The organism is Curtobacterium sp. TXMA1 (assembly GCF_020162095.1).
Classification (GTDB): Bacteria; Actinomycetota; Actinomycetes; order Actinomycetales; family Microbacteriaceae; genus Curtobacterium.
The window spans coordinates 399,767-425,408 of sequence record NZ_CP083910.1 but is presented as its reverse complement, the minus strand read 5'-3'; the positions used below and the strand labels follow the sequence as shown (position 1 = coordinate 425,408).

At 71.5% G+C, this 25,642-nt stretch carries 21 protein-coding genes and 2 pseudogenes; 8 read left to right on the top strand and 15 right to left on the bottom strand.

Annotated elements, in window-relative coordinates:
* Positions 1-2: 2 nt before the first annotated feature.
* From LCG91_RS02210 to LCG91_RS02175, 8 genes and pseudogenes are all read right to left on the bottom strand, one after another.
* Positions 3-638: a family 1 glycosylhydrolase gene (locus LCG91_RS02210; protein WP_224442342.1), complete on the bottom strand. Its 636-nt coding sequence runs from the start codon at positions 636-638 to the stop codon at positions 3-5.
* A 119-nt stretch (positions 639-757) separates the two neighbouring features.
* Positions 758-1,135 (bottom strand): annotated as a pseudogene (locus LCG91_RS02205) (family 1 glycosylhydrolase); the annotation flags it as partial.
* A gap of 85 nt (positions 1,136-1,220) precedes the next feature.
* Positions 1,221-2,090 (bottom strand): alpha/beta fold hydrolase, encoded by an 870-nt coding sequence (locus LCG91_RS02200; protein ID WP_224442341.1) that lies wholly within the window; start codon positions 2,088-2,090, stop codon positions 1,221-1,223.
* Positions 2,087-3,865 (bottom strand): ABC transporter ATP-binding protein, encoded by a 1,779-nt coding sequence (locus LCG91_RS02195; protein WP_224442340.1) that lies wholly within the window; start codon positions 3,863-3,865, stop codon positions 2,087-2,089. Before LCG91_RS02195 ends, LCG91_RS02200 begins: the two co-directional genes overlap by 4 nt.
* Positions 3,862-4,818, bottom strand: a complete 957-nt coding sequence (locus tag LCG91_RS02190; RefSeq protein WP_224442339.1) for an ABC transporter permease — start codon at positions 4,816-4,818, stop codon at positions 3,862-3,864. Before LCG91_RS02190 ends, LCG91_RS02195 begins: the two co-directional genes overlap by 4 nt.
* Positions 4,815-5,795: an ABC transporter permease gene (locus LCG91_RS02185; protein ID WP_111226808.1), complete on the bottom strand. Its 981-nt coding sequence runs from the start codon at positions 5,793-5,795 to the stop codon at positions 4,815-4,817. The genes LCG91_RS02190 and LCG91_RS02185 overlap by 4 nt, the downstream gene beginning before the upstream one ends.
* The gene (locus tag LCG91_RS02180) at positions 5,792-7,561 is read right to left on the bottom strand and encodes an ABC transporter substrate-binding protein (protein ID WP_224442338.1); all 1,770 of its coding nucleotides are present in this window, start codon (positions 7,559-7,561) and stop codon (positions 5,792-5,794) included. The genes LCG91_RS02185 and LCG91_RS02180 overlap by 4 nt, the downstream gene beginning before the upstream one ends.
* A 234-nt stretch (positions 7,562-7,795) precedes the next feature.
* The gene (locus tag LCG91_RS02175; protein ID WP_224442337.1) at positions 7,796-8,899 is read right to left on the bottom strand and encodes a LacI family DNA-binding transcriptional regulator; all 1,104 of its coding nucleotides are present in this window, start codon (positions 8,897-8,899) and stop codon (positions 7,796-7,798) included.
* A 205-nt stretch (positions 8,900-9,104) separates the two neighbouring features.
* On the opposite strand from LCG91_RS02175, the gene LCG91_RS02170 reads away from it, so the two are divergent.
* Positions 9,105-9,260, top strand: a complete 156-nt coding sequence (locus tag LCG91_RS02170; RefSeq protein ID WP_161968377.1) for a hypothetical protein — start codon at positions 9,105-9,107, stop codon at positions 9,258-9,260.
* A 179-nt stretch (positions 9,261-9,439) separates the two neighbouring features.
* On the opposite strand, the gene LCG91_RS02165 is transcribed toward LCG91_RS02170, so the two are convergent.
* The gene (locus LCG91_RS02165; protein WP_224442336.1) at positions 9,440-10,027 is read right to left on the bottom strand and encodes a GntR family transcriptional regulator; all 588 of its coding nucleotides are present in this window, start codon (positions 10,025-10,027) and stop codon (positions 9,440-9,442) included.
* Between the two features lie 285 nt (positions 10,028-10,312).
* On the opposite strand from LCG91_RS02165, the gene LCG91_RS02155 reads away from it, so the two are divergent.
* Positions 10,313-11,470, top strand: coding sequence for an MFS transporter (locus LCG91_RS02155; RefSeq protein WP_224443191.1), 1,158 nt, complete (start codon positions 10,313-10,315; stop codon positions 11,468-11,470).
* A 148-nt stretch (positions 11,471-11,618) separates the two neighbouring features.
* Here the strand turns inward: LCG91_RS02155 and LCG91_RS02150 are convergent, their stop codons facing one another.
* Together LCG91_RS02150 and LCG91_RS02145 are read right to left on the bottom strand one after the other, a co-directional pair.
* The gene (locus tag LCG91_RS02150; protein WP_224442335.1) at positions 11,619-12,785 is read right to left on the bottom strand and encodes a Vms1/Ankzf1 family peptidyl-tRNA hydrolase; all 1,167 of its coding nucleotides are present in this window, start codon (positions 12,783-12,785) and stop codon (positions 11,619-11,621) included.
* Positions 12,785-13,069: a hypothetical protein gene (locus LCG91_RS02145; RefSeq protein WP_153001641.1), complete on the bottom strand. Its 285-nt coding sequence runs from the start codon at positions 13,067-13,069 to the stop codon at positions 12,785-12,787. The genes LCG91_RS02150 and LCG91_RS02145 overlap by 1 nt, the downstream gene beginning before the upstream one ends.
* A gap of 258 nt (positions 13,070-13,327) precedes the next feature.
* Here LCG91_RS02145 and LCG91_RS02140 point away from each other — a divergent pair, with 258 nt between their 5' ends.
* The 4 genes and pseudogenes from LCG91_RS02140 to LCG91_RS02125 all read left to right on the top strand — a co-directional run bounded on the left by LCG91_RS02140 (position 13,328) and on the right by LCG91_RS02125 (position 19,840).
* On the top strand, positions 13,328-14,692 hold the full coding sequence (locus tag LCG91_RS02140) for an extracellular solute-binding protein (RefSeq protein WP_058728664.1): 1,365 nt from the start codon (positions 13,328-13,330) through the stop codon (positions 14,690-14,692).
* Positions 14,689-15,606, top strand: a pseudogene (locus LCG91_RS02135) (carbohydrate ABC transporter permease); the annotation flags it as partial. The gene LCG91_RS02140 and the pseudogene LCG91_RS02135, both read left to right, overlap by 4 nt.
* Positions 15,607-15,806: 200 nt before the next feature.
* Positions 15,807-16,742: a carbohydrate ABC transporter permease gene (locus tag LCG91_RS02130; protein WP_082687346.1), complete on the top strand. Its 936-nt coding sequence runs from the start codon at positions 15,807-15,809 to the stop codon at positions 16,740-16,742.
* Between the two features lie 2 nt (positions 16,743-16,744).
* Positions 16,745-19,840 (top strand): glycoside hydrolase family 2 TIM barrel-domain containing protein, encoded by a 3,096-nt coding sequence (locus tag LCG91_RS02125; protein WP_224443190.1) that lies wholly within the window; start codon positions 16,745-16,747, stop codon positions 19,838-19,840.
* Positions 19,841-20,085: 245 nt separating this feature from the next.
* On the opposite strand, the gene LCG91_RS02120 is transcribed toward LCG91_RS02125, so the two are convergent.
* The gene (locus LCG91_RS02120) at positions 20,086-20,511 is read right to left on the bottom strand and encodes a DUF3151 domain-containing protein (RefSeq protein ID WP_224442333.1); all 426 of its coding nucleotides are present in this window, start codon (positions 20,509-20,511) and stop codon (positions 20,086-20,088) included.
* 279 nt (positions 20,512-20,790) lie between these two features.
* Here LCG91_RS02120 and LCG91_RS02115 point away from each other — a divergent pair, with 279 nt between their 5' ends.
* Entirely contained in the window at positions 20,791-22,365 is a 1,575-nt protein-coding gene (locus tag LCG91_RS02115) for an ABC-F family ATP-binding cassette domain-containing protein (protein WP_224442332.1), read from the top strand.
* Positions 22,366-22,370: 5 nt separating this feature from the next.
* Here the strand turns inward: LCG91_RS02115 and LCG91_RS02110 are convergent, their stop codons facing one another.
* The 3 genes from LCG91_RS02110 to LCG91_RS02100 form a co-directional block, all read right to left on the bottom strand.
* Positions 22,371-23,069 (bottom strand): SDR family oxidoreductase, encoded by a 699-nt coding sequence (locus tag LCG91_RS02110; protein ID WP_224442331.1) that lies wholly within the window; start codon positions 23,067-23,069, stop codon positions 22,371-22,373.
* 103 nt (positions 23,070-23,172) lie between these two features.
* Complete coding sequence (locus LCG91_RS02105; RefSeq protein WP_186315239.1) at positions 23,173-24,234, bottom strand: YihY/virulence factor BrkB family protein; 1,062 nt, start codon at positions 24,232-24,234, stop codon at positions 23,173-23,175.
* A gap of 3 nt (positions 24,235-24,237) precedes the next feature.
* Positions 24,238-24,759 carry a hypothetical protein gene (locus LCG91_RS02100; RefSeq protein ID WP_224442330.1) on the bottom strand — a complete coding sequence of 174 codons (522 nt, stop codon included), beginning with the start codon at positions 24,757-24,759 and terminating at the stop codon, positions 24,238-24,240.
* A gap of 63 nt (positions 24,760-24,822) precedes the next feature.
* Here LCG91_RS02100 and LCG91_RS02095 point away from each other — a divergent pair, with 63 nt between their 5' ends.
* Positions 24,823-25,563 (top strand): MBL fold metallo-hydrolase, encoded by a 741-nt coding sequence (locus LCG91_RS02095; protein ID WP_224442329.1) that lies wholly within the window; start codon positions 24,823-24,825, stop codon positions 25,561-25,563.
* The last annotated feature ends 79 nt before the right edge of the window (positions 25,564-25,642 follow it).

The window sequence follows — 25,642 nt, the reverse complement described above, 5'->3', positions numbered from 1 at the left end:
CGTCAGTCGCGACGCGTCTCGAGCGCGTTCGCCTGCGCGACCCTGCCGTACCAGCGCGCCGAGTCCTTCGGCGTCCGCGCGAAGGTCTCGCGGTCCCACGCGACGAGTCCGAACGTGGGCCGGTAGCCGGACGCCCACTCGTAGTTGTCGAGGAGCGACCAGTGCTGGTAGCCCAGGACCTCGATGCCGTCCTCGATGCAGCGGTGGATCCCCTCGAGGGCACCCTGCGTGTAGGCGACCCGGCGGGAGTCGTCGGCGGTGGCGATGCCGTTCTCGGTGATCATCAGCGGCACGTGGCCGGACAGCTCCCACGCGCTGCGGAGTCCGTCGGCCGAGGCCTCGGGGTAGAACTCCCACCCGGTCAGGGTCGTCTCGACGTCGTCCGACACGGGCAGCGGACCGGAGGGCCCGATGAACGTTCGGGTGTACGCCTGCACGCCGAGGAAGTCGTCCCCGGCGGCCTGCTCGAGGTACCAGTCGTCACGCGGGTAGCCGTACTCGCGGAGCATCTCCTCGGAGCCGGGCTCGCCGTTCGCGCGGAACGCCTGCGTCGCGATCGTCCAGCCGGACTGGATGCCCGACACCTGGGACAGGACCTCGCGGGATCGCCGGTGCGACGCGAGCAGCTGGTCCGCCACGTGGAGGTCGGGGTTCGGCAGGCCGTACGCGACGAGGTTCGACGCGTCCTCTCCCCCGCGAGCATCGCGGCGATGTTCGGCTCGTTGATCGTGCAGACGTAGCGAACGCCGTCCTGCACGACCGGGAGCGCTGCCTCGGTGTACCGGGCGAAGAGGTCGGCGGCGTCGTCCGCGCGCCAGAAGCCGTCGCGCTCGAACCACCGCGGCACGGTGAAGTGCATGAGGGTGACGATCGGTTCGATGCCGGCCTCGTGGCACGCCTCGACCATCCGGCGGTAGTGGTCGATCTCGGCGCGGGAGACGTGGCCGCGCTCGGGCTCGATCCGTGCCCACTCGATGCTGAACCGGTACGAGTTCAGCCCGAGGTCGGCGGCGATGCGGATGTCCTCGCGGTAGCGGTGGTAGCTGTCCGCGGCGTCGCCGGAGGGCTCGACGATGGTGGTGTCGGGCTCGTGCTCGTGCACCCACCAGTTGCTGTTGACGTTGTTGCCCTCGATCTGGTGGGCGGCGGTGGCGGCACCCCAGAGGAAGCCGTCGGGGAACTGCAGCGTGGTGATGATGGGTCCTTTCGGTGCGTCGGCGTCAGTGCGCCGACAGGAAGTCGTCGAACAGGGCGATGGTCGCCGCGGGGTTCTCGACGTGGGGGCCGTGGTAGCTGGTGGGGACGACCTCGTAGCGAGCGCCGGTGTCCTCGGCCATCTGCCGCTGCCACGGGATCGGCCAGGCGCCGTCCCACTCGCCGTGCGCCACGAGGACCGGGAGCCCGGTCGCGCGGAGCTCGGCCGACGAGTCGGTGTGGTCCTCGAGGATGTGCCCGCCGGCGACGACGCTCAGCGGGCTCGTGGCGTCGAAGCGGTCGCGGACCATCCGGACGTCGTCGGGGAGCTCCTCGTCGGGTCGGGACGCCCAGAGCGGGTTCGTGGCGTCGAACAGCTGCCGGAGGTTCCCGCCGGTGTCGTGCAGGATCGTCAGCTCGGTGACCTTGCGGTAGGGCCAGCCGTACGGGCCGGAGCAGAACTGCACGACGCTGCGGAACGACCCCGGCGAGGCGATGGCGGCTGCGCGGGCGATCACCCCGCCGAGCGAGTGCCCGATCAGGTGCACGGGCGCCCCGTCGTCGAGCAGGGCCGCGACCCGGACGACGTCGGCCGCCTCCTCGTCGAGGGAGTAGTCGGACGGGCTGCCGGGTGCCGCGGAGTCGGCCTGACCGCGACGGCTGATCGCGACCGCGGTCCAGCCGGCATCACGCAGCAGGGGCATGAAGGTGCGCCAGTCCTCCTTCGACCCGGTGTACCCGGGGACGATCAGGACCGTGCCCTTCGACTCGCCCGCGGGGACGACGCGGTAGGCGGTGAGCCGCCCGACGGGGAGGTCGATGCCGACGACGTCGACGCCCTCGGGAGTGGGGAGGTGACCGAAGGGGGCAACGGCGGGGAACTCGTGGACTTTCATGCGAGCAGTGTCCGCCGCGGGTTCGGCACCGCGTCCAGCAGTGCGACCGTGTAGTCGTCCTGGGGGTGCTGCAGCACCTCGGCCGTGCGACCACGCTCGACCACGGCGCCGTCGTGCAGCACCATGATGTCGTCGGTGATGAGCCGGGCGCTCAGCAGGTCGTGCGTGATGTAGAGGAGCGAGACGCCCCACTGCTCCCGCAGGTCCTCGAGCAGCGCGAGCACGCCGGCCCGCAGCGTGACGTCGAGCATCGAGACGGGCTCGTCGGCGATGATCACCTGCGGGTCGCTCGCGAGTGCCCGGGCGATGACCACGCGCTGCCGCTGCCCGCCGGAGAGCTGGTGCGGGAGCTTCTGCGCGAACTGCTCGACGGGCGTCAGGCCCACGGTCTCGAGGATCTCGAGCATCCGACGACGGGCATCGCGCCCGCGGAGTCCGGTGTAGTTCGCGATGGGTCGGGACAGGATGTACTCCACCGTGTGCAGCGGGTTGAGCGCCGCGTACGGGTCCTGGAACACCATCTGCACCTCGGAGCGCAGGTCCTTGAGCCCGCGTCGCCCGAGCTTCGCCACGTCGGTGTCGCCGAAGCGGACCGTGCCGCGGGTCGGCTGCTCGACGCCGGTGAGCATCTTCGCGATGGTCGACTTGCCCGAGCCGGACTGTCCGACCAGGGCGAGCGACTGTCCGGGCTCGAGGACGAACGACACGTCGCGGACGGCCTGCACGGGCTGCTCGCCGCGGCGGGGCGCCGGGTACGTCTTGACGAGGTGGTCGACGACGATCGGGTTCTTCGCGGCGGAACGCTCACGGGAGCCGACGGTGCTGAACGAGGACGTGGTCTCCTGCCGGGTCTGGTCCGTACCGCGCAGCGAGCGGTCCGGGAACCCCGGCAGGCTCACGACCGAAGCACGCGGGTCCGCGTAGTGCGACAGCAGCATCTTCGTGTAGTCGTCCTGCGGGTCGCGGAGGACCTCGAGCGACCGGCCGTCCTCGACGATCCGCCCCTCGTGCATGACGAGCACGCGCTCGGTGGCCTCGAGCACGATGCCGAGGTCGTGGCTGATGAGGATCGCCGTGAAGCCCTCGGAGCGCTGCAGCTCGATGATGGTGTCCATCACGGCGTGCTGCACGAGGACGTCGAGGGCCGTGGTCGGCTCGTCGAACACCATGAGCTGCGGTTCGAGCGAGAGCGCGAGCGCGATCGAGACGCGCTGCCGCATGCCGCCGGAGAGCTCCCCCGGGTACCGCGCGAGCATGGTCTCGGGCAGCTTCACCTTGCCGATCAGCTCGCGCATCCGGGCGTCCCACCGCTCGCGCGGCACGTGCCCGTGCGCCCGGAAGACGTCGATGAAGTGGTTGCGCACGGTCCGCACCGGGTTGAGCGCGTTCATGCCGGACTGCAGCACCATCGCGAAGCCGCCCTGGCGCTGCTGGCGGAGCGCTTCGTCGTCGAGGTCGCGGATGTCGCTCCCGCCGAAGACGATGCTGCCGCCGTTGGTCCGCGCCGGCGGCTTCTGCAGCCGGGTGAGCGCGTAGCCGAGGGTCGACTTGCCGGAACCGGACTCGCCCACCAGGCCGACGAACTCGCCCTTCCGCAGCTGGAAGGAGACGTGGTCGACGGCCTGGACGGCCGTCTGGCCGGCAGACTCGTAGACGACGGACAGGTCGCGGACGTCGAGCAGGACGTCCTGCGTGGCGTCGGACGGGAGGCGCGTGGCGGCGCCGCCACGAGCCTCCAGGCCGTCGCCGGTCACGTCGGGTGTCTGGCCGCTCATGCTGCTGCCTCCTTCTTCCGGCGCGCGCCCTCGCGCAGCCGCGGGTTGGACACGGCGTCGACGCCGAAGTTGATCAGGGTGAGGCTCATCGCCAGCAGGGCGATGCAGAGACCCGGCGCGAACAGCAGGATCCACTGGCCGGTGAGCAGCGCGTTCGAGTTCTGCGCCCAGTAGAGGATCGTGCCCCAGCTGACGATCGACGAGTCGCCGAGCCCGAGGAACTCCAGGCCGGCCTCGGCGAGGATCGCGCTCGTCGCCGCACCGAAGAAGCTGCCGACGATCAGGCTCGTCATGTTCGGCAGGATCTCGCGGAAGACGATGCGGGTCGCGCCGTCGCCGGAGAACTGCGCGGCGGTGACGAAGTCGCGGCTCCGGAGGGACTGCGTCTGGCTGCGGAGGACACGGGCGCCCCAGGCCCAGCCGGTGACGACGATCACGGCGATGATGACCGTGATGCCACCGTTCTGCAGGTAGGCCGCGATGACGATCATGAGCGGCAGGCCGGGGATGACGAGGAACAGGTTCACGATGAACCCGATGACCTCGGCGACCCAGCCGCGGATGTACCCCCAGCTCAGGCCGATCGCGACGGCGACGAGCGTGGACAGGAAGCCCGCGACCGCGCCGACGAGCACGGAGACCCGGGCGCCGTAGATGAGCTGGGAGAGGACGTCCTCGCCGGCGGCGGTGGTGCCCATCCAGTGCGCCCAGGTCGCGTCGGCGTTCCGTTCGAAGCCGTTCTGGCTGGCGCCGTAGGGGGCGAGGAGCGGTGCGGCGATCGCCACGAGGACGAAGAAGGCGAGGATGCAGATGCCGACGCGGGCCTTGGTGTTGCTCCAGACGACGCCGAGCTGGCGGGCTGCGGCCTGCAGCTTGCTCGGGGCTTGTTGGCCTTGCTGCTGGCCCGGGTCTTGCTGCTGGGTCCGTACTGCGACGGTTGCGTTGTTCGTCATCGGCGCGTCCTCGGGTCCAGGACGCCGTACAGGACGTCCACGATGAAGTTGGCGATGAGCACCGACACGGTGATCATCAGGAAGAGGGCCTGCATGAGCGGGTAGTCCTGCCCGATCACGGCGTTGAACAGCAGGTAGCCGATGCCCGGGTAACCGAACACCTGCTCGACCAGGACCGAGCCGCCGACCACGCCGCCGAGCGCCAGACCGAAGCCGGTCAGGTTCGGCAGGATCGCGTTCCGCGCGGCGTACCGGACGGCGACCGTGCGGCCGCGGAGACCGTTCGCCTCGGCGAAGGTGACGTAGTCGTCGCCGAGGGTGTTGATCATCGCGTTCCGCATGCCGATGATCCAGCCGCCAAGGCTCGTCACCAGGATCGTCACGGCCGGCAGGATCGCGTGCCGCAGGACGTCTCCGATGTACGTGCCGTTCCAGCCCGGGACGCTCGTCGCCGACGATGCCCCGGTGGTCGGGAACCAGTGCAGGACGTAGCCGAGGAAGAACAGCAGCAGGAGCGCCGTCCAGAAGTACGGGAACGTCGACATGAACGAGCCGGACAGGGTCGGGAGCGAGTCGAGCCAGGTGCCGCGCTTCCACGCCGCCGCGACGCCGATCAGGGTGCCGATCACGAACGCCAGGATCGTGACGGTGCCGACGAGCACGAGCGTGTACGGCAGGGCTCGGCCGACCAGGTCACCGACGGGCTGCGGGTAGAACGTGTAGCTCGTGCCGAAGTCGAGCGTCACGACCTGGTGCAGGTAGCTGACGTACTGGTCCCAGAGGTTGCCGGAGGGGACGCCGAGCTGGGCCTCGATGGCCTTCTTCGTGGCGTCGGTGACCGGGCCGTTCTGGCTGAGCTTCGCGAGCGCCGCGTCGGACGGGCTGCCCGGCATGAGTCGCGGGAGCACGAAGTTCAGCGTGACCGCGGCCCAGAGGGTCAGGACGAAGAGGACGAGTTTCTGGAGGATGTACTTCACTTGCCTGCCTCCTTCTGCTCCTCGAGGATCTTCTTGCCTGCTTCGCTGTCACGGAGTCGGAGCTTCGTGAAGATGAGCAGCGGTGCCGAGTCGTAGTTCTGCGGTGCCATGTACGGGTCCTCCGCGCTCGGCCACCCGACGAACTTGCCCGTGTTGAACAGGCCCCACAGTCCGCCGTAGTACATGCCGATCACGGGCAGGTCGTCGTACACGACCGTCTGCAGCTGGTTGAGGATCCGCTGCTGCTCGGCCCGGTCCGTCGTGGCCTTGTACGCGTCGAGGAGCTGCTGCGTGTCGGCGTTCCGGTACCGCTCGAAGTTGTTCACCGTCGACTTGCCGACCGGCTGGTAGAAGTCGCTCGACAGCAACGAGTTGTAGGCCTGGAAGACGTCACCGTTCCCCATGCCGCCCATCGCCATGTCGAACTGGCCGTTGTTGATGTTCTGCTGGTACCCCGCGGGCTGTGGCGCCTGGATGTCGACCTTGATGCCGATCTTCCCGAGGTCGCGCTGCACCTGCTGGGCGGCACGGAGCCAGTCGGAGTAGCCGTTCGCCGTCATCAGGTTGATCTCGAGCTGCTTGCCGTCCTTGACGAGCTTGCCGCCCTGCTGCTCGTAGCCGGACTTCGCGAACTCGGCCAGGGCCCGGTCGGTGTCCTGGGGGATCATCCCCTTGTCCGGGATCGAGGGGTCGAGGTACTGCTCCTGGTTCGGCAGGATCAGGCCGGTCTGGCCGGCTGCGCTGAGGTTGCCCTCGGATGCGGTCTCGGCGATGCCGTCGCGGTCCAGTGCGTACGAGATGCCCTTGCGCACGTTGACGTCGTCGTACGGGGCCTTCGTCAGGTTCGGGATGAGGCCGATCACACCGCCGGCCGGGAACCACCACTGGTTCGTGTCGGACGCGGCGCCCCACGTGCCCTTGACGTCCGAGATGAACGAGTACGCCCAGTCGTAGCCGCGGGTGACCGTGTCGAGCTGCGTGTTCGTCGCCGGCAGGACCAGGTGCTGGATCGCGATCTTGTCGGCCTGCCAGTACCGAGGGTTCTTGTCCATCGAGTACTGCTGGTCGGAGTAGTTGCCGAGCACGAACGGGCCGGTGCCGACGGGGTTCGGGTCACGCCAGGTGACCGGGTCCTTCACATCGCCGTAGTGGTGCTCGGGGAGGATGTACGTCGCGCCGATGATGTTGAGGCTCGGGACGTCATCGCCCTTCAGGTGGAAGACCAGGTGGTCGCCGTCCCGCTCGATGCGGTCGATGTGCTGCCAGGCGCCCTTGACGTCCATCGCCGGGAACTTCTTCAGCAGGTCGAACGTGAAGAGGACGTCCTCGGGAGTGAACTCCGTGCCGTCGGACCACTCGACGCCCTTCCGGATCGTCATGTCGATCGTCCGGGCGTCGGGCAGCTCCCACGAGCTCGCGAGCCACGGGGTGCCCTTGCCGTCGAGGGGGTTGATCTCGATGAGCGGCTCGTACATCCACTTGCTCGCGGTGCGGGCGTTCGGGATGTAGGGGTTGAAGTTGCGGTCGAACAGCGGGTTGCCGCGGTCCGCGTTGATGAGCATCGTGTCCTTACCGATGCTCGGGTCCGGCTGCGAGCGGACCTGGATGCTGCAGCCGGTGGCCACGAGGGCCACGACCGCGAGTCCGGCGATGGCGGCGGCGATGCGGCCGCGGCGTCGGGCGGGGGTGCGTGGCGCCGGTGGCGTCCGCCGTCCGTCCGGGCGCGGGTCGCGGTGCCCGCGCGTGCGCTGTGGGGGAAGCGTCATTGCTCGGTCGACCTCCGTGTCGAGTGTGTGCTGCGCTCAATGTATGCGCTTACATCGCGCTCCGCAACTGCGGTCCCTTCTGGTGGTCGCCACGACCGAGGGCCGTCCAGGAGAGTTCCGGTCGCACGACATGCCGCCCGTTCGCCGCACAGACGGCAAGTCGTGCGACCGGAGCGGCAGTCGGCGGCAGGTCGTGCGACCTGAGCCAGGGCCAGACCCCGACCCGGCGACCACCTACAGCGTCGGCGGGCAGCTCTCGCGCAGCAGGACCTCGACCGGCAGCCGCACGGCGCGGGGCGGCCCGTCGGGGTGCTCGAACCGGTCGACGATCGCCCGCACGGCCGCGCGACCGAGCTCGCCCATCGGCTGGTGCACCGTCGTGAGCGGCGGCACCGAGAACCGTCCGGCGTCGATGCCGTCGAACCCGGTGACCACGACGTCCTCGGGTACCCGCAGACCCCGTGCCCCCGCGGCGTCGAGCACCCCCAGCGCCGACTGGTCGTTCGAGCAGATCACGGCACGGGGCACGTCGACACCGTCGAACAGGGCGGACGCGAGCTCCCGCGCCCTGACCCGGCCGAAGTCGCCGTGCACCACCCGGACGTCGGACACCGCCGTGTCGTGGTCCGCGAGCGCCTGCCGGAACCCCGCCCACCGCTCCATGTCGTCCGGCGAGTCGATCGGCCCCGCCAGGTAGGCCAGCGACCGGATGCCGAGCCGCCCGATCACGTGCGACGCCAGCGTCCGCATGCCCGCCGCGTTGTCGACGCTCACCGAGTCGAAGCCGTGCGAGCGTCGGTCGTCGGCGAGCACCACGACCGGGATCCGGCGTGCGACGTGCTCGAGCAGGTCGTCGGGCACCGTCTGCGCGAGCACCGCGAGGCCGTCCACCCGGCCCGCGACGTCGTTCACGATGACGTCACGCGAGGACCCGCGCCCGGCGGCGACCATGAGCGCCAGGCCGCGCTGCCACGCCTCGGTCTCGGCGCCCCGGAGGACCTCGTCGAAGTACAGGTTCGACGAGAACGGCTGCGTGACGTGCCGGCGGTCGTCGACCACGCGGACGCCGCCGTCGGTCACGAGGTCGGGTCGCTCGTCCGGCACGACGTCGAACCCGGGCAGCAGCAGACCGACCACGCCGGTCCGCTTGCCGGCCAGGGCCCTGGCGTTGCCGGACGGCACGTAGCCGAGGGTCCGGATCGCCGCCTGCACCCGGTCACGGGTGCCCTCGCGGACGGCGTCGGGCGTGCGGAGCACGCGGGAGACGGTGGCGATGGAGACGCCCGCCTCGGACGCGACGTCGTAGACCGTGGGAGGTGCGGTGCGCTGCGCGCTCATGCCGTGCCTCCCGTCCGACGCCCGTCGCGGCCGCCGCGCCGGTGCGCGGCCGGACCATCCTAGGCACGGCACCGGAATCAGCTCCTCACAGGTCGGTGCCGACCCTTGCGCCGCGCGGACGGACGGGCGCAGACTGTTGCGACCTCAGAACGTCCCGTGAGGAAGCGCACCACGACGGTGCCCACGCACACAGGAGGAACTCTCGATGTCCCAGCAGACGCGGTCCGGCAGCAAGCACGCCATCCGACTCACCACCGACGAGGCCGAGGTGCGCGACGCACTCCTCGACCACACCGAGCACGGCGCGGCGTGGGCCACCCAGGACATCGACGGATCCGAGGAACCCACGACCAGGGCCTGACCGGCCGGGAGGCACCGGTCAGGTCCGCTTCGTCGGTCCGGCCGGTGCGGCTGGGTCAGTGCGGCTGGGTCAGTGCAGCTGTGTCAGTGCGGCCAGGTCGGTGCGGCCTCGTCAGTGCACCTGCGTCGCGGTCGGTGCGGCCTCGTCAGTGCGCCTGCGTCGCGGTCGGTGCGGCCTCGTCAGTGCGCCTGCGTCGCGGTCTGCTGGCCGTCGCCGAGCAGCTCCGGACTGCCGACGATCGCCATGCCCGCCCCGCGCAGGCGCCGCCGCTCCTGGGTGATGAACGCGAGCAGGCGGTCGTTCGTCCCGGCGACGTGCGCTGCGAGCAGCTCCGCGGCCCGGTCGGCTTCGCCGGAACGCACGGCGTCGAGGATCGCGCTGTGCTCCTCCCACGCGGCCTCGCGGGCCTCGGCGGTGCGGACCTCGATCCACCGCGTCCGCTCGAGTCGGGTGAGTGCGTCGGCGATGGCGTCGGTGACGAAGCGGTTGCCGCCGAGCGCCGCCAGGTCCAGGTGGAACGTCGAGCCCATGCGGATCCCGGCCTCGCGGTCGGGCGTGCTGCGGAGCTGGTCGAGGTGTGCCCGGACCTCGTCGAGCTGCTCGGCGGAGGCGCGCTCGACGGCGAGACGCGCCGCGGCGGGCTCCAGCACGCCGCGGAGCTCCGCGAGCGAGGCGATCTCGTCGAGGTCGATCGGCGTGACCGTCCACGTCCGCCCCTCGTGGAGGATGAGCCCCTCGCGCTCGAGCCGCGACAACGCCGCGCGCACGGGGTCCGCGACGCGTGGAAGCGCCCCTCGAGCCCGCGCTCGGAGATGCGCTCACCGGGGGCGATGTCGAGGGTCAGGATCGCCGCACGCAGGTTGTCGTAGAGCTGGCTCGTCTGCGACACGGGCGCGGCGGTCTCGGTCGTCTCGGTCACGGCGGACCAGCGTAGTGCAGATCGACGGGTGTTGGTATACCGTCCTGGTACACCAACCACTCCCGATCGGAACGCCGTGCCCGCGCAGACCTCCACCGCAGCTCCGGCCGTCGTCCCCGCCAGGGCGTGGACGATGCTCGCGCTCGGCGTCGCCGCACAGGCCGCCGGGACCCTCGTGGTCTCCGCACCGGCGCTCCTCATCCCGCACCTGCTGGCGCAGGGGATGCCCTTCGCGTCGGCGGGGCTGTTCGCCGCCGCGCCGACGATCGGCCTCGTCCTCACCCTGATCGCATGGGGCGCGGTCACCGACCGGGTCGGCGAGCGCGTCGTCATCGCCGGCGGACTCGCGCTGACCACGCTCACCGTCGTCGCCGCGTGGGTCACGGCCGGTGACCCGCTGCTGCTCGGCGTCGCGTTCCTGGCAGCGGGGATGACGAGCGCGTCGACGAACGCGGCGAGCGGACGGGTCGTCGTCGGGTGGTTCCCGAAGGAGCGGCGCGGCCTCGCGATGGGGATCCGGCAGATGTCGCAGCCGCTCGGGGTGACGCTCGCCGCCATGACGGTGCCGCTGCTCACCGAGACGCACGGGGTCCGGACGGCCCTCGTGCTGCCGTTCGTGCTGTGCGCGGTGCTCACCGTGCTCTGCGCCGTCGGCATCGTCGACCCGCCACGACCGGTGCGCGCAGCGGTGACGTCACCGGCCCCGGGCGCCGGCCGCGCGAACCCGTACCGGGCGTCGGGCTTCCTGTGGCGGGTCCACCTGGTGTCGGTGCTGCTCGTCGTGCCGCAGTTCACGCTCTCGACGTACGGCCTGGTCTGGCTCGTCGGGCTCGGGTGGTCGACACCGGCGGCGGGGCTGCTGGTCGGCGCCTCGCAGTTCGTCGGCGCGGTGGGTCGGATCCTCGTCGGCGCGTGGAGCGACCGTGCGGGATCCCGGGTGGGGCCGCTGCGCATCGTCGCCGTGGCGGCGGCCGCGGTGATGGGCGCGCTCGCGATCGTCGACGTGTCGCACTGGGCGCCCGCGGCGGTGTTCCTCGTCGTCGCCACGAGCGTCACCGTGGCGGACAACGGGCTCGCCTACACGTCGGTGGCCGAGGCCGCAGGGCCGTCGTGGTCCGGACGGGCGCTCGGCGCGCAGAACACGGGGCAGTTCCTCGCGGCGAGCGCCGTCGGCCCCGGTGTCGGCGCGCTCGTCGGGGTGCTCGGCTTCGCGGCGTCCTTCGCGATCGTGGCCGCGCTGCCCCTGCTCGCGCTGCCGGTCGTCCCGCGCACCGACGTCTCCCACGACTGACGCCCGGCGGCCTCGGCGGCGAGCGCGCGGGACTGTTCCGCAACACGCAACGTCGGCGACTCCTCGCAGGGCTGTACCGCTGCGAGCAGCCGCCGACGTTGCGTTCCGCGTCAGGGGTCGAGCGGGAAGGAGGCGCGACCGACAGGGATCAGGCGGGGACCGCGGGACCGACGGGCCAGCGCAGGAGCGCGGACGCGGGGGCACCGCTCGGCAGTGAGGCGGCGTTCACCAGCACGAGTTCGGCGTCGGTCAGGACGATCGCCCGCACGAGCGCGCAGACCGCGGGCACCTGCCCGAGCACCGTCGCACCGGCCGCCTGCTCGGGGGCGGTGGCGACCCACGGCGCAGCGTCGAGCGCGTACAGCGTCCGGTCACCGAGGGCTCCGGCGTCGAGCGCGACCACCGCGGCCTGCGCCTGCTGCAGCGCGGACACCACGGACCCGAGTCCGCTGACGCTCTCGTTGTCCCCACGACCCTCGTGCGTGCGAAGGAGGTCCTGCACGTCGTGCCGCCGCGATGCCAGGACTCGGGCGAGCGCGAGGTCCACGTGCTGCACGAGCGCCTTCTCGGACGCGTCGTCGGCACGCGGGTCGACGGCGACCTCGGTCACCAGTGCACGGGTCGACGTGGAGAGCTCCCCGCGCAGGAGCTCGCGGGCGCGGACGTCCCCGGCGAGCACGATGAGTCGGGGCGAGGTCGCGCGGACGGTCTCCTCGATCGCGGCGGCGACCTCGCCGGCGGTCTGCTTCCAGATCTCCTCGGCGTGCTGGTGCCAGTGCGGCTGCTTCCACCCGGCGCCGGACTTCGCCTTGTGCAGGGTGTCGGTGCGGCCCTGCACGCGCTGCTCGTCCTCGGCGGCGCCGGTGGGAGCGTGCCCGAGTCGGTAGCTGCGGAAGCCGCCGCCCTCGCGGCCGACGGTGACGACCGTGAACGGCAGGTCGAACGGCCGGTGTGCGAGCAGGGGCAGCAGGTCGGGGACGGCGCCGGTGCCGATCGACTCCTGGCCGTGCAGGTGCCCGGGCAGCACCTCGCTCAGGACGAGTTCGTCGTCGCGGACGAGCACGTAGCGGGCGACCGGTGCAGGAACACCCGGTTGCTCGACGAGCTCCTCCTCGATGATCTGCGCGGCCCGCTCGGAGCACCCCTGCCCGGCGAGCGCGTCCGACACGGTGCGGCGCTGCAGGGCCGCGATGCGTCGGGGGTCCTCGCGGTTGCCGGACGCGTCGACGTACGCCCACGCCCACGTGCCCTGTGTCTGGAGCGCCTGGACGACCTCGGGCTGCAGGGCGCTGGTCTCGCGGGTGGTCTGGACCATCAGCGATCGCCCTCCTCGTCGGTCTCGGTCGTGAAGACGGTGTCGGAGCCGGACCCGTCCGCGGTGGTGTCGGTGGAGTCGTCCAGCAGGGAGCCCTCACCCTCGCCGTCGTAGCCCGAGGCCGCGACCGTCTCGGCGTCGTCGGTGTCGTCGGGGACCGGTTCGGCCTGCCGGAACTCCTCGACGTGCGCGTTGCTGCCGTGCCCCTGGACGATGCTCTGCGCCTCGTGCGCGAGCTGGTCGTCGAGCTCGGGTCCGTGCGTGCTGTTCCCGCGATCGGTCATCGTCTGCCCCTCGTACGTCAGTGCCGCCGACGACGCTGTCGGGCCGCCTGCGGCTTCGGTGTTCTGCGTGCTGCCCACGGTGCGCGCTCGGGACTGACCACGTTCGGAGGTCGGAGCGAACACGCAGCCAGCCGTGCTCGCTCCGAGCCCGGCCACGATCCGGTCACGACCTGCCGTGAACACTTCGTGAATGCACAGCAGCACTCGGTTTCGTGCTTTGCTGGCTGCGACCCCGCTCAACGACGAACCGGAGCCGTGATGACACCCATCCCATCGAGAACCGTCCTGTCGCGACGGAACCTGCTCGGACTCGGACTCGGAACAGCTGCGGCGGGGTTGCTCGCCGGGTGCGCCGTTCCGGGGTCGACGAACGTCAACAAGGCTCCGCTGGTGCCTGCGGCCGCCGGTGGCGAGACCGTCCAGATCACCTACTGGGCGTGGCTGAAGGACCTGCAGAAGGTTTGCGACGTCTGGAACGCGAAGAACCCGCGCATCCAGGTGACCGCGAACTGGATCCCCGGCGGCAACTCGGGTGGGTACCAGAAGATGTACTCCGCGCTCGCGGCCGGCGGCGGTCCGGACATCGGACAGGTCGAGTTCCGGCAGATCCCGGAGTTCATGCTCGCGAACGGCCTGGTCGACCTCGCCCGGTACGGCGCGAAGGACGTGCAGTCGGAGTACGACGAGGCAGCGTGGTCGCAGGTCGAGTTCGTCGACGGCGTCTACGGCATCCCGCAGGACACCGGCCCGATGGGCTTCTACTACCAGACGGCGATCCTGGAGCAGGCCGGTGGTCAGCCCCCGACGACGTGGGACGAGTGGCGCGACCTGGCCGACAAGGTGCGCGGGACGGGCAACGGGAACTACCTCGAGGTGTTCCCGGTGGCCGACGCCTCACCCTTCGCCGCGTACGCACAGCAAGCCGGCGCGCGCTGGTTCAAGACGGACGGCGACGCCTGGGTGGTCGACATGACCGACGACAAGACGATGATGGTCGCCGAGTTCTTCGACGGGGTGATCGACGACAAGTTGGTCGACACCAGCGCCGGGGCGTACTCCCCCGGCTGGTACGCCGCCGCCGCGAGCGGCAAGATCGCGGCCGTCACGAGCGCGAGCTGGGGCGACGCACTGATCCAGTCCGTGCAGGGCGGCGAGGGCAAGTGGAAGGTCGCGCCGATGCAGACCTGGGGCGACACCGGCTACGGCTCGAGCTCCATCGGCGGTTCGACGGCCGCCGTGCTGGCGAACGCGAAGCACCCGAAGGAGGCGCTCGAGTTCATCACCTGGATGACCACCTCGAAGGAGGGCGTCGACGCGATGATCAAGTACTGCGGCATCGGGTGGTCCCCGGCCAAGGACTACATCGGCGCTGCCCGTCAGCAGCCGTCCGAGTGGTTCTCCGGGCAGGACTACAACGAGGAGGTCTTCGCCCCCTCGGCCAAGGAGCAGAACCTGGAGTGGTCGTGGTCGCCCGTGACCCAGTCCGCGTTCACCAGCCTGCAGAACCAGTTCCGCCGCAAGCTCACCGGTGGGCTGAAGCTCACCGACGCCGTCGAGCTCGCCCAGCAGGAGATCGTCCAGTCCTTCAAGGACAAGGGCCTCAGCGTCAGGACCGCACGATGACCGCCACCCAGCCGGGCTCCGGCTTCCGCACGAGCACGAAGGCCACGAGCGCCCAGAAGCGCGCTCCGTGGATCCTGCTCGCCCCGTTCCTCGCCCTGTTCGTCCTGACGTTCATCATCCCGATCATCAGCGCGCTCTTCCAGAGCTTCACGACCGTCGACCGCGAGGGCCTGTTCGGCGAGGACGGCGTCACCGGCCGCTTCGCCGGCTTCGACAACTACGTCACCGCCCTCAACGACGCCGGGTTCGTCGGGTCGATCTGGCGCATGCTCCTGTTCGGCATCGTGCAGGTACCGGTGATGATCGTCCTCTGCACGATCCTCGCGCTGCTGCTCGAGTCGGCGAGCGCCCGCTGGCCCGCCTTCTTCCGCGCGGTCTACTTCATGCCGTACGGCGTCCCCGGCGTCATCGCGACGATCCTGTGGTCGTTCCTCTACGTGCCCGGCCTGTCCCCGATCGTGTCGCTGCTGCAGTCGATGGGGCTGCAGCCGGACTTCCTCGGCGCGAACAGCGTGCTGTGGTCGATCGCGAACATCGTCACGTGGACCTACACGGGCTACAACATGCTCATCATCGTGGCGCAGCTCAAGTCGATCCCGGGCGAGGTCTACGAGGCCGCGAAGATGGACGGCGCGAACGCCTTCCAGGTCGCGTGGCGGATCCAGATCCCGCTCATCGCGCCGGCCCTGGTGCTCACGACGGTCTTCTCGATCATCGGCACGCTGCAGCTCTTCGCGGAGCCGCAGATCCTGTCGACGGTCGCGCCCGCCATCGACACCGAGTACACGCCGAACTACGCCGCGTACACGAACGCCTTCGCGTTCAACGAGTACGGCGTCGCGAGCGCGCAGGCCGTGATCATCGCCCTGGCGGCGTTCATCCTGTCGTTCGCGTTCCTCGCGCTGACGAACCGCGCGCCGAAGAACGAGCGCGACCAGAAGAAGCGGGCCAAGCGCGACGGCCTGGAGGCGCGGCGTGCGCTCCAGACGCGCGGCACGTCCGCCACCGGGTCGCGACCCGCCACCGGCGTCGCGAACCGCAGCACGACCACCGGAGCCGCGCCGCGCCTCCAGTCCGGCAGCAGCCGACAGAACGGAACGAAGGGGGCGGGAGCATGACCAGCGAAGCCATCGAAGCACCGGTCACGAAGCGGGCCGCCGAGCCCGTCGACACCACGTCGATCACGGCGCACCAGCGCCGGAAGCTCGACCGGTCCCCGCGCTCGCAGATCGTCGTCACCGCGATCCTGGTGATCGTCGCGGTCTACTTCCTCGTGCCGCTGTACTGGGTCGTCATCGCAGCGACGAAGACCACCGGTGCCCTGTTCGCGACGAACGGGTTCTGGTTCGGCGGCGAGTTCGCGCTGTTCAGCAACATCCAGCAGGTGTTCTCGTACGACGGCGGCATCTTCGTCCGGTGGATCGCGAACAGCATCCTGTACTCGGGCGTCGGCGCGGTCCTCGCGACCTACTTCGCCGCGGCCGGCGGGTACGCGCTCGCCAAGTACGAGTTCCGCGGGCGGCAGCTCGTGTTCGGCACGATCCTCGGCGGCGTGCTCGTGCCGGGGACCGCGACCGCGCTGCCGCTGTTCCTGCTCTTCTCGACGATGGGCCTGACCGACACGTACTGGAGCGTGCTCATCCCGAGCCTCGTCTCCCCGTTCGGCCTGTTCCTGTGCCGGGTGTACGCGGCGGCCTCGGTCGACACGGCACTGCTCGAGCAGGCACGCATCGACGGCGCGGGCGAGCTGCGGATCTTCCACACGATCGTGCTCCGGCAGATGACCCCGGCGCTCGTCACCGTGTTCCTGTTCCAGGTCGTCGGCATCTGGAACAACTTCTTCCTGCCGCTCATCATGCTGGCGGACCAGAAGCTCTACCCGATCACACTGGGACTCAACAACTGGCGGGCACAGGTCGATCGTCTGCCAGAGTTCTACCAGCTCACCACCGGCGGCGTGCTCGTCTCGGTGATCCCGCTGGTGATCGCGATCATCGTCCTGCAGCGCTTCTGGCGCGGGGGCCTCACGGAAGGATCGGTCAAGGGTTGACCATCGCTGCTCACTCCCCCTCCACCTCGGCCACGCCCGAGCCCGACGGGCGCGACGCGCTCGCGGCTCTCGCCTCGACCGAGCCGGGCTCGGACACCCGGCTCGCGCCGAGGGCCTGGCTCCACACGGACGCGCCCGCCCTGTCGCTCGACGGGGACTGGGACTTCCGGTGGTCGCCGGTCGCGGACGTCCCGGTGCCGGGGGCGCCCTCGGCTTCGCCCGACGGGGTGGACGCGGAGTGGGGCAGCCTCCCCGTGCCGTCGCACTGGGTCCTGCACGGGCACGGTGCGCCGAGCTACACGAACCTGCAGTACCCGTTCCCGATCGACCCGCCGCACCCGCCGGAGGAGAACCCGACCGGCGACCACCGGCGCACGTTCGAGGTGCCGTCGTCCTTCGGTGCGGCGGCTCGGGTGCTGCTCCGCTTCGACGGGGTCGAGTCGCACTTCCGGGTGTGGCTGAACGGATCCCTCGTCGGGTGGTCGACCGGGTCGCGGCTCGCCACCGAGTTCGACGTGACCGACCTGCTCCGCCCGGACACCAACGAACTGCTCGTCCGGGTGCACCAGTGGTCGGCGGCCTCGTACCTCGAGGACCAGGACCAGTGGTGGCTGCCCGGCATCTTCCGGAGCGTCACGCTGCTCGCCCGACCGACCGCGCCGATCGACGACGTGTTCGTCCGCGCCGGCTGGACCTCGACCCTCGGTGAGGCCGCGACCGCGGGCACGGCGGCGTCCGGCCGGCCCGAGACCGGCACGGGGACGGTCACGTTCCCGACGCTCGACGCCGCGTTCCCGGTGCGCTTCCGGGTGCCGGACCTCGGCGTCGACGTCACGTGGGCCGCGGCCGACGACGTCGTACCGATCACGCTCGAGGGCGTCGAGCCGTGGAGTGCCGAGGTCCCGAAGCTGTACGACGCGACCGTGTCGACCGGCTCCGACGCCGGCGGTCGCTCGGGCGGCGAGACCGTCTCGCTGCGCCTGGGCTTCCGCACGGTGTCGATCGAGGGCGACCGCTTCCTGGTGAACGGCGAGCGCGTGGTGTTCCACGGCGTGAACCGGCACGAGACCCACCCCGTGCGGGGCCGCGTCTTCGACGAGGAGCACGCCCGCGCGGACATGGCGCTCATGAAGCGGAACAACGTCAACGCGATCCGCACGTCGCACTACCCGCCGCACCCGCGCGTGCTCGACCTGGCCGACGAGCTCGGGTTCTGGGTGGTCCTGGAGTGCGACCTCGAGACGCACGGGTTCCTGTTCACCGACTGGGTCGGGAACCCCTCCGACGACCCGTCCTGGCGCGACGCGTACCTCGACCGCATCGCGCGGACCGTCGAGCGCGACAAGAACCACGCGTCGATCGTGATGTGGTCGCTCGGCAACGAGTCCGGCACCGGGCGGAACCTGGCGGCGATGTCGCAGTGGGTGCACGACCGCGACGCCGAGCGCCCGGTGCACTACGAGGGCGACTACACGGGCGCCTACACCGACGTGTACTCGCGGATGTACCCGACGCTGCAGGAGACCGAGTCGATCGGCGGCGGCCCGGAGACCCCGCTGCTCGGGTGCGGCCCTGCCGAGGCTGCACGGCAGCGGACGAAGCCGTTCCTGCACTGCGAGTACGTCCACGCGATGGGCAACGGCCCCGGGCAGATCCAGGAGTACGAGGACCTGGTCGACCGGTACCCGCGCCTGCACGGCGGCTTCGTGTGGGAGTGGCGGGACCACGGGCTGCTCGCGACGACCGCGACGGGCGAGGACTACTACGCCTACGGCGGCGACTTCGGCGAGGTCGTGCACGACGGCAACTTCGTGATGGACGGCCTCGTGCTGCCCGACGACACCCCGACCCCCGGTCTCGCGGAGTTCGCGGCCGTCGTCGCCCCGATCCGGTTCTCGGTGTCGGACACCACCGTGCTCGTCGAGAACCGGTACCACTCCGCGTCGACCGCGGGGCTGCGGTTCCGCTGGACCCTGTCGCGGAACGGCGTCGTGGAGTCGAGCGGTCGCTTCACCCCCGGGGTCGTCGCGGCCCGACGGTCGGCGACCGTCCCGGTGCCCGACGAGGTCCTCGCGGCCGTCGCGGACACCGACTCCCTGGCGCCCGGTGACGAGCTGTGGTTCGACGTGACGGCGGAACTGGCGGGGCCGACGGCGTGGGCGGACACCGGCCACGTCGTCGCACGCACGCAGCGGCTCGTGGCGAGCCGCGTGGCGGACGTGCCCCGGGCCTCCCGGCAGGGCTGGGACGGCGACCGTCTCGGCGAGGGCACCTTCACCGCGCGCGGGGACCTGGTGTCCTGGAAGGGACACGAGGTGGCGGGGCCGCGCCTCGAGCTGTGGCGTGCACCGACGGACAACGACAGCCTGGCCTCGCAGGGCGGCTACGAGACGGCCGACCCGGTGCTGACGAAGGGGGTCGGCGATCCGGACGCCCCAGCGTCGGCGGCCCGCTGGCGCGAACGTGGACTCGACCGGTTGACGCACCGACTCGTGTCCGTGACCCGGAGCGAGCACGGGCTGGAGCAGCGGGTCCGTGTGGCGGCGGCGAACAGCGGGTGGGGCGTCGACGTCACGCACCGCTGGACGCTGACCGACGACGGGCTGCTGCTGCAGACCGATGCGGTGCCGTTCGGGGCGTGGGACGTGACCTGGCCGCGGATCGGCGTGCGGTTCGACCTGCCGGCGTCGGTGCTCGACGGTGATGCCTCGTGGTTCGGGACCGGACCGGCGGAGTCGTACGCGGACTCGTCGCGCGCAGCCCGGGTCGGGCGGTTCTCGGCACCGGTGCGCTCGCTGACGGTGGACTACTCGATGCCGCAGGAGACCGGGCACCGACCCGCCCTGCGCGCCCTGTCGGTGGGTCCCTTCACGGTGTCGACCGTGGGGGCGCACCGCGCGGGCTTCACGCTCTCGCCGTGGACCGCCCAGGAGCTCGGGCGCGCGATGCACCCGTACGAGCTGCCGACGCCGGAGCACGCGTACCTGTACCTCGACGCGGCGCAGCACGGGCTGGGGTCGCGGGCGTGCGGGCTCGACGTGCTGCCGGAGCACCAGCTGTGGCCGCAGGCGTTCTCGTGGAGCGTGGTGCTCGGGTAGCGGGCGCGGCGCGGGCGCGGTGCGCCGCCGCTGGTCTCGAGGCGCGACATCTCGCGGCGCGGCTTGCTCGCGCACAACCGGAGGCACCTCGCGCCACGGACTTCCGTGGCGCGAGGTGCCTTGCGTTGTGCTGGTCGAACCAGGGATCCGACATCGAACCAGGCCCGAGGGCTGGTTCGATGTCGGATTCGTGGTTCGACGGTGGGCCGGGACCGGCGCGCGACGACGCCCGGCGCGGCGCGGCGCTACTCCCCCGCGGTGAGCGCGCGCAGCGCCTCGGGGTCGGACGCGTCGAAGAACTCCGTCAGGCGCTCGGGCTCGCCCGGCTCCTCGATCGCGGACGCCGCGCGGCGCAGGGCGAACAGCGCCCGGAGCACGCCACGGTTCGGCTCGTGCGACCACGGCACCGGCCCGGCACCGCGCCAACCCGCCCTCCGCAGGGCGTCCAGGCCCCGGTGGTACCCGACCCGGGCGTAGGCGTAGGACTCCAGGGTCGCGCCCCGCTCCCAGGCCTCGTCGGCGAGGAGCGCCCACGCCAGGCTCGAGGACGGGTGCGACAGGACGACGCTCGACACCGGGGCGTCGGCGGCGAGGGCGGCGGTCACCTCCGGCTCCTCCGGCAGCAGGGTCGCGGGGTTCGCGGTCGGGTTCGGCAGCAGGTTCTCCGGCATGCCCCAAGCCTGTCACCTCCCGCCCCGGAAGCGGTACGGTGGATGACACCTCGTCGTCACGCGGGGCCGCCGGGGCGGGAGACCGACCGGTAGCACGGGTGGCGGACACGGGGGTCCCCCGACGGAACGAGCAGCCGTGCAGTCGACCACCGGTACCGCGCAGTCCTCGCGCTGACACCGTGATCGTCGCGCCCCGTCGGGCGCTGCCGCGTCGTCGACCCCTCCGGTCGCTGCGGGTCCGGTGTCGTGCGCCCAGCTCACGATCCGGGAGGCACCCCCATGCCGGCAACACCGTCCGTCGTCCTCGACGACCTCACCTTCACCTGGCCCGACGGCTCCGTCGCGCTCGACCACCTCACCACCGCCTTCGGACGCGGCCGCACCGGTCTGGTCGGGAGGAACGGGGCCGGCAAGTCGACGCTCGTCCGGCTCGCCACGGGAGAACTCCTCCCCACGACCGGCTCGATCCGCACCTCCGGCCCGGTGGACCACCTGCCCCAGCGGCTGCACGCCCACCCCGGGGACACCGTGGCGGACCTGCTCGGCGTCGGGAGGACGGTCGCCGCGCTGCGGGCCGTCCTCGGCGGTGACGCGAGCGAGGAGCGGCTCGACGCCGTCGGCGACGACTGGGACGTCGAGGAACGCGCCGCCGCCGCGCTGGCGTCCGTGCCGGGGCTGGACGGCGACGACCTCGACCGCCCCGTGACGACGCTCTCCGGCGGGCAGGCCGTGCTCACCCGCGTGGCGGGCATCCGGATGCGCCGGGCCCCGATCGTGTTCCTCGACGAACCCACGAACAACCTCGACCGCGGCGCCCGGGCGGCACTCCTCGACCTCGTCGACCGGTGGACGGGGACGCTCGTGCTCGTCAGCCACGACCGCGAGCTGCTCGACCACGTCAACGAGACCGTCGAGCTGCGGTCGGGATCGGCCACGGTGTTCGGTGGGACGTTCAGCGCGTACGAGGAACACCTCGCCGTGCAGCAGGAAGCGGTCGCCCGCGAGGTTCGGGTCGCCGAGCAACGGCACCGCGCGGAGCAGCGACAGCGCATCGAGGCCGAGACGACGATCGCGCGCAGAGCGAGGGCGGGCGAGCAGGCCGGCCGCTCGATGCCGAGGATCCTGGCGAACGAGCAACGGAAGAAGGCGCAGGAGACCGCCGGACGACTGCGGGTCGCCCACGGGTCGGCCGAGGCGCAGGCGCGGGCCGCGGTGCAGGAGGCCGAGCTGCGGCTCCGGGACGACGAGTCGCTCCACGTCACGCTGCCCGACCCGCATGTCCCGTCGTCGAGGCGCATCGCGACGATCACCGTCCGCGGCCGGTCGGTGGTCGTGCAGGGCCCCGAGCGCATCGCGGTCGCCGGTGCGAACGGCGTCGGCAAGTCGACGTTGCTCGAGCAGCTCGTGGGGTCGCCAGCGGCGCGTGCACACCCCCTGCCGGACACGTCCGCGACCCCGCACGTCGATCGGGTGGGGTACCTGCCGCAGCGGCGGGACGCGCTCGACGACGACGCGACGGTGCTCGCGAACCTGCGTCGGGCGGCGCCCCACGTGCCCGACGGCGAGCTCCGCAACCAGCTGGCTCGGCTCCTGGTCCGCGGCGACACCGTCGACCGTCCGGTCGCGTCACTGTCGGGCGGCGAGCGCTTCCGGGTGGCGTTGGCGACCCTGGTGCTCGCGGACCCACCGCCGCAGCTGCTGGTGCTCGACGAGCCGACGAACGACCTCGACCTGACGAGCGTCGACCAGCTCGTGGAGGCGCTCCGGGCGTTCCGCGGCGCGCTCGTCGTGGTCAGCCACGACGAGCGGTTCCTCGAGCGGCTGGCGTTGACGACGAGGATCGAGCTCGGGTGACGGGGTCAGCGCTTCCGGGTCGGACGGATCGCGAGCGACTCGATCGTGCCCCGCTCCGGCAGGTCGACCACGGTCCGGACGGCCGCGGCGACGTCCTCCGGCGCCAGGTAGTAGGCGGTGTCGTAGTTCTCGCCGAGCTTCTCGGTCAGCGCCCGCTGCATGTCCGAGTCGGTGCGGCCCGGGTGCACGCTCGACACCCGGACGCCGTTGCCCCGTTCCTCTTCGCGAAGGGCGTCGGCGAAGGCCCGGAGCGCGAACTTCGACGCCGCGTACACGCCACCGCCCGGGCCCGCGGTGAAGCCGGACCCGCTGTTGATCGGCACGACGATGCCCCGCGCTGTCCGGAGGGCGGGGAGCGCCCGCCGCGTGAGCTCCGCGACCGCGAAGACGTTCGTGGCGAACACGGACTCCCAGACCTCGCGCGGGGTGTCCGCGACACTGGTGCCCTGCTCGACCCCGGCGCTGTGCACGAGGACGTCGAGCGACGCCGGCAGCTCCGGCACGTCGCCGGCACCGAGGTCACCGACGAACGGCGCGGCACTCGGCAGCTCGTCCACGAGCGAGCCAACCGCGTCGGCGGCACGCCCGCCGACCAGGACGTGGTGGCTGCGTCCGAGCTCGAGCGCGATCGCGCGGCCGATCCCGCGCGTGGCCCCGGTGACGAGGGCGGTCGGACGGTCGGCGGCAGGTGCGGTGTCGGTCATGCGTCCACCCTACGGAGCGGACGTGACGGGCCGGTGCCGTGCCTCCAGGCTGTGGACACCGGCGCCCATCGGGCGGGCTGTGCAGGACCGGCCGACCGCCCGCTCAGTCCTTCGTGCGCCCCGCGCTCTCGCGGATCCTGATGCCCTCGAGCACGTCCTTGGCGCGCTGCTCCTCCTGCTTGTCGATCTGCCGGGTGTCGCGCTCGGGGAGCTGGATGTCCTCCTCGGCCCGGATGCCCGCCTGCAGCTCGCGCCCGCGTTCGATCTCCGCGTCGAACTCGGCGCCGAACAGCAGCGCGTTGTTCGTGATCCAGATCCACAGGAGGAACACGATGACCCCACCGAGGGAGCCGTACGTGGCGTTGTAGTTCGAGAAGTTCCCGACGTAGAACCCGAACCCGACGCTCGCGACGATCCAGATGGTGATGGCGACGAGCGAGCCGCCGCTCACCCACCGGAACTTCGGCTGGCGGACGTTCGGCGCCCAGTAGTAGAGCACCGCGACGATGACGATCATGATCGCGAGCAGGATCGGCCACTGCACGATGAGCAGCACGGTGGCCGTGACGTCGCCAAGACCGACGAGGTCGCCGAACGCCCGGGCGAGCGGCCCGGAGACGAGCACGAGCAGCCCGATCACCAGCAGCACGACGGTGAACACCGTGACGCCGAGCATGGTCGGGCGGAGCTTCCAGATCGGCCGACCCTCGCGGACGTTGTAGATGCGGTTCATCGCCCGGCCGAACGCGCCGACGAAGCCCGAGGCGGACCACAGGGCGCCGAGCACACCGACGATGAAGGTGATGGGCGCCGCCGGCGAGCGCACGAGTCCCTCGACCGGATCGCGCAGGAGGTCCGCGACCTGTCCGCCACCGACGTTCGACACGACGTCGAGCAGGGTGTCGATCGTGTCCCGCGGGTTCGACACCAGGCCGAGGATCGAGACGATCGCCAGCAGGCCGGGGAACAGCGCGAGCACCGTGTAGTACGTCAGGCTCGCGGCGAGGTCGGTGCACTGGTCGCTCGTGAACTCGCGCAGGGTCTTCTTCAGCGTGTACGTGAACGACGGCTTCGTCAGGTCGGTGGGGCTGTCGGGCTTGCGGGGGTCGTCCGGTTCCGGCTTGTGCTGCATGTCCCGCTCGAGGCTCTTGTCCTTGCGTGCCATGGTCTAGCCCTTCGCCTTCGCGAGGGCCTTCGCCGTCGCCTTCGACCGCTTCGCGGCCTGCTTCCGGTTCGCCGTCGCACGGCGCTGGACGGCCGCGATGCCGACCCGCTGCTTCACGCGGTTCTTGTGCGCGGGGTCACGCTCGAGCGACTCCTCCGCTGCCTTGCGGCGGGCCTTCCGCCCCTTCCGGCCGCCCTTCGCCTGGTCCGCGTCGACCTCGCCGCGCGCGCCGAACGGCAGGAGCGCGGTGAAGGCCGTCGGCGCGGCCGGCTTGTCGAGGTGGCCCGCATCGGTCCGTCCGATGCGGGTGCCGAGGACGATCGCCGCGATGCCGGTCGCCGCGGTGATGCCCATCGCGATGAGCGGGGTGGGGTCGCGGTGCCACCGCTGCCTGGCCTTCGCCACCGCGAGCCGCGTGCGGGCGGGGACGTCGGAGCGCCGCCTGATCTCGCTGACGCTGTCGGTCAGGCGTTCGCGGGTCCGCACGTTCGCGAGTTCCAGCTCGGGGATGCTGTCCTTGGCCATGCTTCGTGCCTACCAGTCGGTGCCCGGCACCGCACCGAGGAGCCGCGGTCTACGGTGCAGGCCATGCTCATCCGGGACGTCGCCGAGGGGATCCACCGCCTCGAGATCGCGCACACGAACACCTACCTGGTCGAGACGGGTGACCGCCTGCTCGTCATCGACGCCGGGCTGCCCGCCGCCTGGCCGCACCTGCTGCTCGCCGTGCACGACCTCGGGTACTCACCTGACCGGGTCGAGGGCCTGCTGCTCACGCACGGGCACTTCGACCACGTCGGGACCGCCGCCCGGATGCACCGGGAGTGGGGCACGCCCGTGTTCGTCCACCCGGGCGACCGGGAGCTGGCGGCGCACCCGTACTCGTACCGCCCGCAGACGAACCGGTTCGGCTTCGTCGCCCTGCACCCGGGAGGGCTCGCACCCCTCGGTCGGATGCTCCTCGCCGGCGCGGCGACGGTGGACGGGATCGCCGAGACACAGCCGCTTGCGTCCCGCGCAGAGGTGCCCGGATCGCCGTGGATCATCGAGACGCCCTGGCACACCGACGGGCACGTGGCGCTGCACTTCGCGGACCGCGACGCGCTGATCTCCGGCGACGCCCTGGTCACCTTCGACCCGTACACCGGCGGGATCGGGCCCAGGGTGGTGGCACCAGCCGCGACGGCGGACGTCGACGAGGCGGTCGCGTCGCTCGGTCGGCTCGAGGACACCGAGGCCCGGCACGTCCTGCCCGGCCACGGCCCGGCGTTCGGCCGGGGCGTGCGCGCCGCGGTCGCGCAGGCCCGGCGCGCGGCCGGCGCCGGGTAGCGGTCGACGAGCCCGGCGCGTGGACCTGTTCGCGAGAGCGACAGTGTGCGCCGAACGGTCGGCGGCAGGCTGTCGCTCC